Genomic DNA, 12,547 nt, shown 5'->3' with positions numbered 1-12,547 from the left:
CAGGCCGGTCTTAAGCAGGGCGGCGACGGCCGGCACTCACCCAGCGGTATATCCACCGTCGACCGCGAAGATACCACCGCTCGTCCACGCCGCTTCGTCGCTGGCGAGATAGACTGCGATGCCGCTAAGGTCGTTCGGGCGGCCGATGCGCCCCAGCGGGTAGCTGCGTTCGACATAGGCCTTCAACTCCGCCTGCGCCTCGACCGGCAGATTGTCGACCGTCTTTCGCCGCATCGCCGTATCCACTGTGCCGGGCGCAATGGCGTTGACGCGGATGCCGCGCGGGCCGAGTTCGAAGGCCAGCGACTTGGTCAGCGAGTTCAGTGCCCCCTTCGACAACGAGTACAGGCTGGATGGCCGCTTCGGGATCATCTTGCTGGCGAAATAGGAGGAGATGTTGATGACGGATGCGCCGGCGCCGAAATGCTGCAGCAGCCCCTGGGTGAGGAAGAACGTCGCGGTCACATTGAGCGCGAAGGAGTGCTGGAACTGCGTCTCGCTGACGGTCTCGAACGGCACGAGGTAGGCGACACCGGCATTGTTGACGAGAACGTCGAGCGGCCGGCCGGTCTCTTTCACGTGTTCGACGACCGCCGCGACGCCCGGGCTGGTGGCAAGATCAGCCGATACTGTCTTCACTGCACCGGCCCGACCGTGAGCCGACAGCTTCTGGCGGGCGGTTTCGAGCTTGCCGGCGTCGCGGCCGACAATCAGGACATCGGCGCCCTCGCGCAGGAACGCTTCCGCAATCGCCAGGCCGATGCCGTCGGAGCCGCCGGTCACCAGCGCGCGCTTGTCCTGCAGTCTCATCGGGCACTCCGAGCTCGCCTTGGCCAATGCCAGAGCACCGCATAGTCGCGGCCCGGGTCAAGCCGCTGGCCTATCCCACGGTATGAACTTCGCCAGTTGCCGACGCTGGGATGGTCTGCCCTTGCATCCACGACGCCAACGGGATAGCCGCGTTGATCGAAAACGGGTCGCGACGAAAGCGTCTTTAAAAATGGCACCACTCAAGACCGGACGAAAGGCGCTTCCGATGGATGTCGACGTCGTCGAGATTGGCAGGCGCTTCCTGCCCGGCCTCAACCGCGGCGAGATCCACTGCCGTTTCGAAAGCGGCAAGCTCAAGGTGCGCTCCCGTGCCGCCTGGCTTGAAAGGCATGTGCAGGTGCTGACCTTGATAGCCGAGGCGTTGGCATCCCTGGGCGTCCGCAATCTGCCGCCATTCTATATGCTTCTCGGCGACACGCCGTCGCGCAGAAGGCATCGCCATTTCCGCACGCGTTTTGCCTTCTCTCAAGCTGACGGCTATGGCGAAGTGGCCGCGCCCGATTTCGTCTTCGATGGCTGGCCGGACGCGAAGTTCGACGACTATGATCAAAAGACGCTGGCGATGGCGGCCGCGTCGGAAGCGCCGCCGCGCGATGACAGATTGTTCTGGGCGGGGCGCTGCATGAACGCTGCCCGCAAAAGGATCGTCGAGATCGCGTCGGCCCGCCCGGATCTCGTCGAGGCGTATGACACTGAGGCGAATTACGATGTCGCCACCAATCGGTATTCCACCAAATTCATGACGATGGAAGATCAGGTTGCCACCTACAGATACATGATCGATGTCGAAGGGGCGGGCTACAGCGGCCGCTTCAAGATGCTGCTTCACACCAAGCGCGTCGTGCTGCTGCAGGATCGGCCATGGCGCGAGTGGTTCTTCGACGATATCGAACCGTTTCGCCACTATGTCCCGGTGACGCGCGACATGTCGGATCTGGCCGAACGCATCGAGTGGCTGCGCGCCAATCCGAAGCTGGAAGCCGAAATAGCCGCGGAGGCACGGCATTTCGCGCAAACCCGCCTGACCCGCGCGGCAGCGGTGGCGGCATGGGCGAAGCTCCTACGCGGTCACATCGCCGCCGGTGGCAATCTCAAATCCGGTCTGCAGGGGCGCGAGCGTGCGACCGGCTGGCCGCCCTGATAGACCGCGCCGGTCACATCGTATGAAACCCCGCTGACCAAGCCAGGCCCGGTCTTATGCGCCGACGGCCCCAGGCTGGTGCATGGCCAGTCGAGCGGCGACAAAATCCTTGACCTGGCGGATCGCCTGTTCGCGCGACACGCTGCCCGGCTCCAGGCCGAGGCGCAGCCAAAGCCCGTCGATCAGCGCGGTGACGCCAAGCGCGATGTCGTCGGCATCGCCGGGCGAGGCAAGGCCGTGCAGGCCAGACAACAGGTTCGAGCGCATGCGCGCGTGCAGCACCTTCTGGATGCGCGCCAGCTTCTCGTCGCGCGGCACCTCGGCGCAGAGCGAAAGCCAGGCGTGGCAAAGAGGCGGCAGGAACAGATGCTCCTCGAAATTGCCATCGATCACCGCATCGAGCCGCTCCATCGGCGTGCGCGCCTGGCGAAGCCGGGCGACCACCGCGTCGCGCAGCACGGCGTTGGCCTCGCGCATCGCATGCTCGAACAATTCCTGCTTGTTGCGGAAATAGTGCAGCACGATGCCCTTGGAGGCGCCGGCATGGGCGGCCACCTTTTCCAGCGTCGCACCCGCAATGCCCTCGCGCTCCAGCACCGCGAATGCGGCTTGCCGCAACTCCTTCCGGCGTATGTCACTGAGACGCTTGAGTTTCACGGCTTCGATCCAGGCATTGCGAGATCCACGTTGACATTTTCGTCCACCTAGATCAACAATTGACCAGTGGGACAATAAAAATACCAGTTGGTCAATACAATGATGGCGACCGTGATGACGAGGAGAATCGAAATGGTCCGCATGCTTGCAAATGGCGTCTGTCTTGCAGCCCTAATGCTGAGCGCCCATGCGGCCCAGGCGGCAGAGGCCGAGCAGTGCAGGGCGGTCCGCATGGCCGAACCCGGCTGGAACGATCTTGCCTTCACCACCGGCGTCGCCAATGTCCTGCTCGGTGCGCTCGGCTACCAGCCGCAAAGCTCGGTGCTGGGCATCAACGTCATCTACGAAGGCATGAAGAACAACGATCTGGATCTGTTCCTCGGCTATTGGGATCCGGCCATGGTCACCTATTACGAGCCCTACAAGAAGGATGGCTCGGTCGAGAATGTGCGCGTCAATCTCGAAGGCGCCAAATACACCTTCGCCGTGCCGACCTATGTCTGGGATGCCGGCGTCAAGGATTTTGCCGACCTGCACAAGTTTGCCGACAAGTTCGGCAAGAAAATGTACGGCATCGAGCCCGGGTCGAACCAGTTGATGATGGACGCAATCGCCGACCCTTCGCTTGGTCTCGACGGCTGGCAAGTGGTCGAGTCGAGTGAAGCCGGCATGCTTTCCGAGGTCGGCTACGAGATCAAGGAGAAGCAGTTCATCGTCTTCCAGGGCTGGGCCCCGCATCCGATGAACACCATGTACGATTTCAAATATCTGACCGGTGGCGACAAGTTTTTCGGCCCGAACTTCGGTGCCGCGACAGTGACGACGCAGGTGCGCAAGGGCTATCTCGAGCAGTGCCCGAACGTCGCGAAATTCCTGAAAAACCTCACCTTCGACATCGATATCGAAAATGTCGGCATGGGTTATCTGATCAATGACGGCATGAAGCCGGAGGACGGGGCGCTGAAGGCAATCACGGCGAACAAGGCCCGCCTCGACGCCTGGCTTGCCGGCGTCACCACCGTCGACGGCAAGCCCGGCCTTGCCGCGGTCAAGGAGAAGCTTGGCCTGTGACATCGGTCGCGCTGGAAGCGGCCCCGAATGCCTGGGCGGAGCAGGATGCCTGGGCCGGCCGCAAGCAATTCGTCGATCTCGCCGGCCTCGAGATCGCCTATGTCGAGATTGCTGGCGCCGAACCGGCGCTGTTGCTTCTGCATGGCTTCACCGACACCAGCCGCAGCTTTTCGCTCCTGGCGCCGCATCTGGTCGGCCGTCGGCTGATCATGCCCGACCTGCGCGGTCACGGCGCGTCACAAGTGGGCAGGGGTTTCGGCATTGCCGACTTTGCCGACGACATTGCAGGGCTGATCCCGCATTTGCGGCTCGACCGGTCTGTCGTCGTTGGCCATTCGCTGGGCGCCATGGTGGCCATCGCTCTGGCCGCGCGGCACAACGATCTCATTGGGGGACTGGTGCTCCTGGCCGGCACGTTGAAGCCCGATTTCGCCCGCGATCATCCGCTCGTCGCGGGTGTCCAGGCTCTGCGGGACCCGATATCGCCGGCCGACCCGTTCTATGCCTGGTGGCATGCCTGCCGGCCGGGCGTGCCCCAGCCGTTTCTCGCCGGCCTGGCGAAAGATGCATCGGCAATCCCCGCGGCGCGCTGGCGCGCCATGCTGGAGGAGATTTGCCGGGCTGACCTGACCGGTGCGGCGCAAGCGGTTCGGACCCGAACGCTGATCATCGCCGGCGCGTGCGACCCGCTGTTTGGCGAGGCGCATCAGCAGGTGCTGTCGCGTTGCCTGGCCGGGGCGAGCCTTGTGCGTGCCGAAGCGTGTGGCCACAACCCGCATTGGGAGGACCCGGCCTTTGTCGCCGGAGCCATTGTCGAGGCATTTGAAGCCTAGCGCCCGACCAATCGCAGCCGCGCTACGTGCGCTTGACAATGGCGTCTGAGGGCGGGCCAACGGAGCCGCGCTCAAAGATCGATGTTGGCAGAATGAGCCTTTCCGCCGGGCGCAGATCTCCCTTCAATCGCCGAATGAGCAATTCAGCGACACTCTTGCCAAGCGCGTAGACAGGCTGGTCGATGACGGTAATGGGTGGCGTTGTCACGCTCGTCCAGTCCGCATCATGGAAGGTGATCAGCGAAATGTCCTCGGGAATCCGCAAGCCGCGCTCGCGGATCACCCGGAATATCTCCAGTGCTATGACGCTGTCGGAGGCAAGGATCGCCGTCGGCCGATCCGGCCCGGACAGCATCTCGTCGGCAACCCTGCGCGTTTCGGCGAGGCTTGTTGCACCAAGGCGAACATAGCGTTCTGGCCGATCAATTCCAGCATCCTGGCACACGGTGAGGAAACCGTCGATGCGCTCGCGAACCGATGAGGTGTAGATTTGCCCGAGATCGCGGTACTCATGCCCTTCTGCGTCGACGGCGGTCACATAGGCGATGTTGCGGTGTCCGGCATCCACAAGAATGCGAGTCGCCCGAATGGCGATGCCGCGATCGTCGACCGTGACCGTATCGACATCCAGATCGGGCAGCGCCCTGTCGAGCAGGGCCAGCGGCCGGCCTGAACGATGGATGTCGCGCAGGTGTGAGATGTCACGCGATTCCGCCGGAGTGACGATCAGCCCGTCGACGCGCTTGCCGATCAACAGCCGCACGGCTGCCTTTTCAACCTCGATCCTCTCGCCGGAGTTGGCCAGAATGACGTTGAACCCGGCTGCCCTTGCCGCGTCGCTGATCCCGCGCACCGCGAGGCTGAAGAAGGGGTTCTCGATGTCGCCGACAACCACCCCGATGATGCCGGACCGGCCGGTCGTCATGCTGCGAGCCAGTTCGTTCGGACGGTAGTCCAGTGCCTTGGCCGCGGCCATGACATCAGCGCGGATCATGTCGCTGACGACGCCATATCCGCCAAGCACGCGCGCGGCTGTCGCTTTCGACACCTTTGCCGCGCGGGCGACATCGCTGACCGTTATCGACTGGGTCTTGGGCGCGGTTCTTTTCATTGGATGAACGACTACAAGAGTTGTTGACGGAAGGTCAATCTGGCGATAACGATTATCAAAGAGACCGGTCTCAAGCAATAAGAGACCGGTCTCTTTTAGAAAATTGCGAGCCAGGAGGCGTAACGGACGTCCCCGCATATGTCGCGGTCGCGGCGGCGGGCGATGTCAGGCGCGAGATGGCGGGCTGGACGTAAATATCAAGAAGAACAGACCTTCAGAGTGGAGAGAAGACATGAGCAGGACAGGAATCCTCAAATCGTTGATGTCACCGGTCCGGATTGGTGCGATGGCCCTTATGACCGTGTGCATCGGCGCCGGGTTGGTTTCGGGAGCGGCCGCCGCGGATGACAATCCCTATGGTCTTATTGATGCGAAAGTTATCAGCGTTGGTACCATGGGCGATGCCAAACCCTACGCTTTTACCCAGGCGGATGGCACGTTCACCGGCTTCGACATCGAATTGTTCCGCAATGTGGCGAGCCGCCTTGGTTTCAAGCCGGACCAGGTGATCTTCACCGGCCAGGAATTCTCGGCGCTGATGCCTTCGGTTGCGAACGAACGATTCGATGTCGCGGTCGCTGCGATCGGTACGACGGAAGCACGCAAGAAGACCGTCGACTTTTCTGACGGGTATCTTGCAGGCTATCTCTCTGTGCTTACCGCCGACAAGGCGATCACATCGGCGGACGGGCTCAAGGGCAAGCGCCTCGGCGTCGTGCAGGGCACGCTCCAGGAAATCTACGCGGCGAAGAACTTTGTCGGAACCGATCTCGTCAAATTCCCCGACAATAACTCCGCCGTTTCAGCACTCAACAACGGAACTGTCGACGCGCATTTCCTCGACTACGAGGCCGCCAAGGACTATGGCGTTCGCTATCCGAACCTGAAGATCGCGGTCAATATTCCTTCCTTTGACGCACCGGCTGGTTTCGTGGTGCGCAAGGGCAACGACAAGTTCCGCGAGGCATTGAACACTGCCCTTCATGCGGCCATGCAGGACGGCACCTGGAAGACGCTCTACGAGAAGTGGTTCCCTGGTTCGCCGATGCCCGACCAGTATCTCCCCAAGAAGTAACCGCACCCGGCCGCTGGCCTTTATGCTGGCGGCCGGACCTACGCTGCCGTCCTTGATGCCGGACGATGCAGACAGCGCAACTGAAAGGGGACTGAATGGACTGGCTCGAAAACCTGCGGCGCAGTTTCCTCGACTGGCAGGCCATGGCGGACGTGCTGCCGAGCATGATCACCATCGGCTTGAAGAACACCTTGATCCTCGCGGCCGCGTCCACGGTACTGGGTGTTATTCTCGGCATGATCCTGGCGGTCATGGGTATCTCGCAATCGCGCTGGCTGCGCATTCCCGCCCGGGTCTACACCGATATTTTCCGTGGCCTTCCGGCGATCGTCACGATTCTGCTGATCGGCCAGGGCTTCGCCCGCATCGGCCGTGAAATCTTCGGGCCTTCGCCCTTTCCGCTCGGCATTCTCGCCCTCAGCCTGATCGCCGGCGCCTATATCGGCGAAATCTTCCGCTCGGGCATCCAGAGCGTCGAGCGCGGGCAGATGGAGGCCTGCAGGGCGCTCAGCATGAGCTACGGCCAAGGCATGCGCCTGATCGTGATACCGCAAGGCATCCGCCGGGTTCTGCCGGCGCTGGTCAACCAGTTCATCGGCAACGTCAAGGATTCGAGCCTTGTCTATTTCCTCGGTCTGCTCGCGTCGGAGCGAGAGATTTTCCGTGTCGGCCAGGACCAGGCGGTGGTCACCGGAAACCTCTCGCCATTGCTTCTGGCCGGCGTTTTCTATCTCGTCATCACCGTGCCGTTGACCCATGTGGTCAACTACATCGACAACTCGCTGCGGGTCGGAAAGCAGAAGGCCGGCCTCGTCACCAGCGGTCTCGCCGAAGTGAGCGAGTTGGAGAGCGCCGTCAGCAGCCCACTCTCCGAGGCCAGCCCGGAAGGCAGCTCGGCGCTGCCCCGGTTCAAGGGCGGCAGTCTCGCCGTCACCGATCTCGACATGGCCTACGGCGATCTCGATGTTCTCAAAGGCGTCAGCCTGACGGTCAAGCCGGGCACGGTCACATGCGTCATTGGTCCATCAGGTTCGGGCAAGTCGACCTTGCTGCGCTGCCTCAACCGCCTGGTCGAGCCCAAGGGCGGTGACGTGCTGCTGGATGGCGCCAGCATCCTAGCGATGAAGCCTGAAAAACTGCGCCGGCGCGTCGGCATGGTTTTCCAGCAATTCAACCTGTTTCCCGACCATACGGCCCTCGAAAACGTCATGCTGTCGCTGACCAAGGTAAAAGGCCTCTCGACACAGGAAGCCGAGCGCATCGCCGAGGCACGCCTTGCCGATGTCGGGCTTGCCGCCCGCAAACACCATCGTCCCGGAAGCCTGTCCGGTGGCCAGCAGCAGCGCGTGGCGATCGCTCGTGCACTGGCAATGGACCCGGAGGTCATCCTGTTCGACGAAGTGACGAGCGCACTCGATCCCGAACTGGTGAAGGGTGTGCTCAACCTCATGGCGGACCTCGGCCGGCGCGGCATGACAATGGTTGTGGTCACCCATGAAATGGGCTTTGCCCGCAAGGTCGCCGATCAGGTCGTCTTCATGGATGAAGGCCGCGTCATCGAGGCCGGCACGCCTGCTGCGATCTTCGACACGCCGAAAAGCACACGTCTGAAGCACTTCCTTGCCGAAGTGCTTTGATCGCGCATGAGCCCTGAGACGGCCGCCCAATCCAACCTCCACCAGTGAAAGATATCCCATGGCTACGTTACATCAGGTCTCGAAGGTCGTTGTTGTCGGCGGCGGCATCTTCGGGGTCTCCTCGGCCGTTCATCTTGCAAGGCTCGGCATCGAAACCGTTCTGGTCAATGATGGACCGCTCGCCAAGGGAGCTTCCGGCCGCTCGCTCGCCTGGCTCAATTCCGCGCGCAAGCGATCGGCCGAGTATCATCGCCTGCGCATGATCGGGATCGACCGCTACCGGACGCTGTCGGCGAGATATCCGGATGCAGCCTGGCTGCGTTTCGACGGTGGCCTGACATGGGATGCGGACGACGCCTCGAACGAGATCGCGGATGTCTTCGCTCATGAAAAGGCCCTTGGCTATGATGCGCAACATCTGTCCGCGGACGCCATAGCGTCAGTCACGCCAGGTGTCTCCGCAAGCGCCGTAACGCCTCAAGGCGCGATCTTCAACCCGGGCGAGGGCTGGGTCGACCTGCCGTCGCTGATCGAGATACTGATTGCGGAATTCGTGAAGCGTGGCGGGCAACTGGTCACCGACGCCGGAAGCGCCGCTGTCACGGTCGTCGACGGCCGCGCCACTGGCGTCATTACGACACGCGGCATCAGCTTTGCCGCCGACGCGGTGCTGTTGGCGACCGGCGGTGATGTGCCGCGAATGGTTGCGGACGCCGGCCGGTATATCGCCGACGGGACGCCGATCGCTTTGCTGGTCAGGACCAAGCCCGCCAACTTGCCGCTTCGGGCCGTGCTCAACACGCCGCGCGTCGCCATCCGGCCGACGCCGAATGGAGCCCTCGCGCTCGATTCCGCCTGGTCGGAAGAAGAGGTGGTCGTCAATTCGGACGGCACATATAGCGTGAGGGATTCGACGGTTCAGGGGCTTCTCGACGAAGCTTCGAATGTTCTCGAAGGTCATCCAAAGTTGGAATTGGAGAGCTACGGGGTTGGGCCCAAGCCGATCCCCGGAGACGGCGAGCCGGTCTTCGGTCGGTTGAAGGACATCGAGGGATACTACGTCGCCTTCAGCCACAGCGGCGCAACGCTTGGCCTGATTGCCGGCGAACTGCTTGCCGGCGAGATCGCCAGCGGCAATGAACATCCGCTGCTTGCGAACTTCCGTCCAAGCCGCTTTTGATCAGACCAGTCCAAAGGCTTCTTGCGCACTATAGACCCTCTACTCGGCCAGCGGCTTTATCGTCTCATAGCCGTTGACCGATTCCGCACCCGTGCCTTCATCGTAGCGCCGGGCAAGGCCGGCTTGCAGATCGGGCGCATAGAGCGCGGTGAATGCATCGAGCGTCTCGCCGGCCCCATTCTTGAAGGTCTCGTTGACGGCGAGCACATTGTATTTGCAGTCGCCCAGGCTGAAGGTTTCCTTGCCCTTGACCACCAGCGTCAGGGTCTTGGTGGCCTTAGGCTGCTTGTCCGGCGACAGCTCGACGAACTCGATCGTACTTTTGGCTCCCGTCTTCAGCGGAAACAGTTTTCGCAGATCGGAAAACGGGATCATCGCCAGCCGGCCGGTGTCGCTGTCGCGAAAAACCTCGATCAGGCCGGCGAACAGGAACTGCTTTTGCGGTGATTGCGACTCGTAGGTGTTGGTGACGGAGATCATTCCACCCGCCACGGGCCGGAACTCGCTTTGGATCCCGGGCCGCGCCAGGATGAACCCATTTTTCGCGGACTTCGCATCGACGCACGGGCCGGCAAGCGCAACACTTGTCGGCAGCAAAACCGCCAATGCCATGCCGATAGACGCGCTTTTCATAACATTCCCCCGTATCTTCCAAATAGAATGCAAGTGCAGGTAGAAATGGCAGACGTTCATTGCGATGTCGATGGTAAGGGCAGCCGCGACATTGCCGAAACTGGACGGACAGACGCCGCTTGTGCTGAATTCCGCCGATGATGAATCACCGGCGGCCAAAATTGCTTTCACGACGCAGCTTTCTGATGCAGGCCGCTGGCCTTGCCGCGGCTGGTGCGCTGTCACGCCCGGCATTCAGCCAGACTGGGCAACGCATCCAGCCGATCGACGCCACCTTCCTGTTCATCGCCGATGTCCATGCCTGCCGCATGGCAAGCGGCCTGAGCCCCAATTGTCAGCTGGAGGGCAAGACCGACGCCGCGCTGCTGCGCAACGTGGCAGCACTGAACGCCATCGGTGACAAGGACTGGCCGGCCGACATCAACGGCGTCGCCACGGGCTTGCGTTCGGCCGGTAGCCGCATCGGCATGCCGCTCGGCCTTGTCGTCGGCGGCGACATCACCGACGATGGCGGCGGCCAGATCACCCAGCCGAGCGAGGGCACGCAGCTGCTGCAATTCAGCCAGCGCTACAGCCAGGGCGTTGGCCCGGATCGCGTCCACATGCCGGTCTATGTCGGGCTCGGCAACCACGATCTCGACCAGAACGGTCCGCCGCACCATGTCGACTGGTATCGGCGCGAACTGCGCGACTATGTCGAGGTCAACCACCGCGCCGGCGTGTTCTTCAAGCCGCCCGTGCCGGCCACCGACTACGATGTCGACACCGACTGCTATTCATGGGACTGGGGCGGCCTGCATCTCGTCCAGACGCATCGTTTCGCCGGTGACACCGGCCATGGCGCCGAAAGCAGCCTGCTGTGGCTCAAGCAGGATCTGGCGACCTACGCGGCGGATGGCCGCCCGGTCATCCTGTTCCAGCACTATGGCTGGGACGCGTTTTCGACGGAGCGGTGGGATACTGCCAAGCGCACCTATGACGACAACGGCGCCGGCCCGCCGCACTGGTGGGGCGAGGCCGACAGGCAGGCGCTTCTGACGGCGCTGAAGGGCTACAATGTCGTCGGCATCTTCCACGGCCATCAGCATGACGCCTCGCTGATCTATCGTCGCGACGGGCTCGACCTGTTCAAGCCGAAGGCGGCCTATATGGGCGGTTTCGCCGTGGCCAGGGTGACCAGCGATGGCATGGACGTGGTGCTTGGGGAGGCGACCGATGACCACGGCGGGGTCACCTTCACCAACGCTTTCAGCAAAGGCTGGAGCACATGAAAAAGACGGCCTTGGCGACCGCTTTTTTCATGGGAGCATTTTCTCGGTGTGGGATCAGAACGCCTTCTTGACCTTGTCCTTCACGTCGCCATAGGCCTTCTGCACTTTGCCAGCGACCTTGTCGGCCATGCCTTCAACCTGGGTCCGCCTGTTGCCGGTCGCCTTGCCGGCGGCCTGTTTTACCGAGCCTTTGATCTGCTTGGCCATGCCGGCAACCTGATCCCTGTTCACCACTTTCGCATCTCCTGGGGGTCTTTGAATTCCGCTGAATTCGTCCGCGCGAACAAACGGACTGGCATCGTTTAGGTTCCAGGCATCCCATCGGAAGCAGACGAAACACGCGCAAGCGCTTCCGGCGGCAAGATTGACAGGCTAGGCTGTGAGCATGCGCCGACCAATCGTGCGCAAGGGGAGAAAAATGACGGAATTCAAGCTCTACATCGGCAACAAATGCTTCTCCTCATGGTCGCTGCGGCCATGGGTGGCGATGAGGCATCTGGAGATCCCGTTCGAGGAAAGCGTTGTGCGGCTGCGCACGCCCGAGACCTTTGCCAATCTGGCGAAAGTGTCGCCGACCGGCCAGGTGCCCGTCCTGGTTCACAAGCCCTTGAATCACAATGGCAGGATCATCTGGGAAACCCTTGCCATCCTTGAGTATCTTGCCGACCTGTTTCCCGACAAAAAACTCTGGCCGGCCGATATCGGCGCCCGCGCGCTGGCACGCGCGGCGGCGACCGAGATGCATTCCGGCTTTCGCGAGGTCCGCTATGGCTGGCCGATGAATTTGCGGCGGCCGAAAGGCCACAAGCCGCTCGACGCCGAAGGGGAAGTGCAGCGGGCGCGCATCGAAGCGCTGTGGCGCGAGTGTCGCGGACAATACGGCAAGGGCGGCCCGTTCCTGTTTGGCCATTTCACCGCGGCCGATGCCATGTACGCGCCCGTCGTCACCCGATTCGACACCTATGGCGGCGAATTGGCCCCGGATACACGTGCCTATGTCGATGCCGTGCTGGCAACACCGGCGATGCGGCAATGGTACGCGGAAGCGGCGAAAGAGCCGTGGCCGGAACCGGGTCCGGATGAATAGGTCGACTGAGGGGAGGGACC

The 12,547-nt window shown here is 62.4% G+C and carries 13 protein-coding genes; 8 read left to right on the top strand and 5 right to left on the bottom strand.

All coding sequences use genetic code 11. The features are described from left to right. Positions 1-36: 36 nt before the first annotated feature. Positions 37-810 carry an SDR family NAD(P)-dependent oxidoreductase gene (locus AC56QX_RS27315; protein WP_497111582.1) on the bottom strand — a complete coding sequence of 258 codons (774 nt, stop codon included), beginning with the start codon at positions 808-810 and terminating at the stop codon, positions 37-39. Between the two features lie 226 nt (positions 811-1,036). Between AC56QX_RS27315 and AC56QX_RS27310 the strand changes: the two genes are divergently transcribed. After that, positions 1,037-1,972, top strand: a complete 936-nt coding sequence (locus AC56QX_RS27310; RefSeq protein WP_497111581.1) for a glycosyl transferase family 90 — start codon at positions 1,037-1,039, stop codon at positions 1,970-1,972. A gap of 54 nt (positions 1,973-2,026) precedes the next feature. On the opposite strand, the gene betI is transcribed toward AC56QX_RS27310, so the two are convergent. Then, complete coding sequence (gene betI, locus AC56QX_RS27305) at positions 2,027-2,629, bottom strand: choline-binding transcriptional repressor BetI (RefSeq protein ID WP_497111580.1); 603 nt, start codon at positions 2,627-2,629, stop codon at positions 2,027-2,029. A 132-nt stretch (positions 2,630-2,761) separates the two neighbouring features. Between betI and choX the strand changes: the two genes are divergently transcribed. Further along, positions 2,762-3,700: a choline ABC transporter substrate-binding protein gene (gene choX, locus AC56QX_RS27300; protein ID WP_497111579.1), complete on the top strand. Its 939-nt coding sequence runs from the start codon at positions 2,762-2,764 to the stop codon at positions 3,698-3,700. Beyond that, complete coding sequence (locus AC56QX_RS27295; RefSeq protein WP_497111578.1) at positions 3,697-4,533, top strand: alpha/beta fold hydrolase; 837 nt, start codon at positions 3,697-3,699, stop codon at positions 4,531-4,533. The genes choX and AC56QX_RS27295 overlap by 4 nt, the downstream gene beginning before the upstream one ends. A gap of 22 nt (positions 4,534-4,555) precedes the next feature. Here AC56QX_RS27295 and AC56QX_RS27290 read toward each other — a convergent pair whose 3' ends face one another. Further along, positions 4,556-5,644 (bottom strand): LacI family DNA-binding transcriptional regulator, encoded by a 1,089-nt coding sequence (locus AC56QX_RS27290; RefSeq protein ID WP_497111577.1) that lies wholly within the window; start codon positions 5,642-5,644, stop codon positions 4,556-4,558. Between the two features lie 232 nt (positions 5,645-5,876). Here AC56QX_RS27290 and AC56QX_RS27285 point away from each other — a divergent pair, with 232 nt between their 5' ends. The 3 genes from AC56QX_RS27285 to AC56QX_RS27275 all read left to right on the top strand — a co-directional run bounded on the left by AC56QX_RS27285 (position 5,877) and on the right by AC56QX_RS27275 (position 9,536). Continuing rightward, a complete protein-coding gene (locus AC56QX_RS27285) occupies positions 5,877-6,719 on the top strand; it encodes an ABC transporter substrate-binding protein (protein WP_497111576.1) in 843 nt (280 codons plus the stop codon). Between the two features lie 95 nt (positions 6,720-6,814). Further along, positions 6,815-8,356 (top strand): amino acid ABC transporter permease/ATP-binding protein, encoded by a 1,542-nt coding sequence (locus AC56QX_RS27280; protein WP_497111575.1) that lies wholly within the window; start codon positions 6,815-6,817, stop codon positions 8,354-8,356. Positions 8,357-8,414: 58 nt separating this feature from the next. Next, positions 8,415-9,536, top strand: coding sequence for an NAD(P)/FAD-dependent oxidoreductase (locus AC56QX_RS27275; protein WP_497111574.1), 1,122 nt, complete (start codon positions 8,415-8,417; stop codon positions 9,534-9,536). A gap of 39 nt (positions 9,537-9,575) precedes the next feature. On the opposite strand, the gene AC56QX_RS27270 is transcribed toward AC56QX_RS27275, so the two are convergent. Then, positions 9,576-10,169, bottom strand: coding sequence for a hypothetical protein (locus tag AC56QX_RS27270; RefSeq protein ID WP_497111573.1), 594 nt, complete (start codon positions 10,167-10,169; stop codon positions 9,576-9,578). Positions 10,170-10,306: 137 nt separating this feature from the next. Between AC56QX_RS27270 and AC56QX_RS27265 the strand changes: the two genes are divergently transcribed. Continuing rightward, positions 10,307-11,440: a metallophosphoesterase gene (locus tag AC56QX_RS27265; RefSeq protein ID WP_497111572.1), complete on the top strand. Its 1,134-nt coding sequence runs from the start codon at positions 10,307-10,309 to the stop codon at positions 11,438-11,440. Between the two features lie 54 nt (positions 11,441-11,494). Here the strand turns inward: AC56QX_RS27265 and AC56QX_RS27260 are convergent, their stop codons facing one another. Beyond that, complete coding sequence (locus AC56QX_RS27260; protein WP_497117920.1) at positions 11,495-11,647, bottom strand: CsbD family protein; 153 nt, start codon at positions 11,645-11,647, stop codon at positions 11,495-11,497. Positions 11,648-11,858: 211 nt separating this feature from the next. On the opposite strand from AC56QX_RS27260, the gene AC56QX_RS27255 reads away from it, so the two are divergent. Beyond that, a complete protein-coding gene (locus tag AC56QX_RS27255; protein WP_497111571.1) occupies positions 11,859-12,527 on the top strand; it encodes a glutathione S-transferase C-terminal domain-containing protein in 669 nt (222 codons plus the stop codon). Positions 12,528-12,547: the final 20 nt, after the last annotated feature.

The sequence above is a fragment of the Mesorhizobium sp. RCAM 06353 genome (assembly GCF_059683585.1).
The sequence above is the reverse complement of the archived record's forward strand: the minus strand, read 5'-3'. Positions and strand labels throughout refer to the sequence as shown.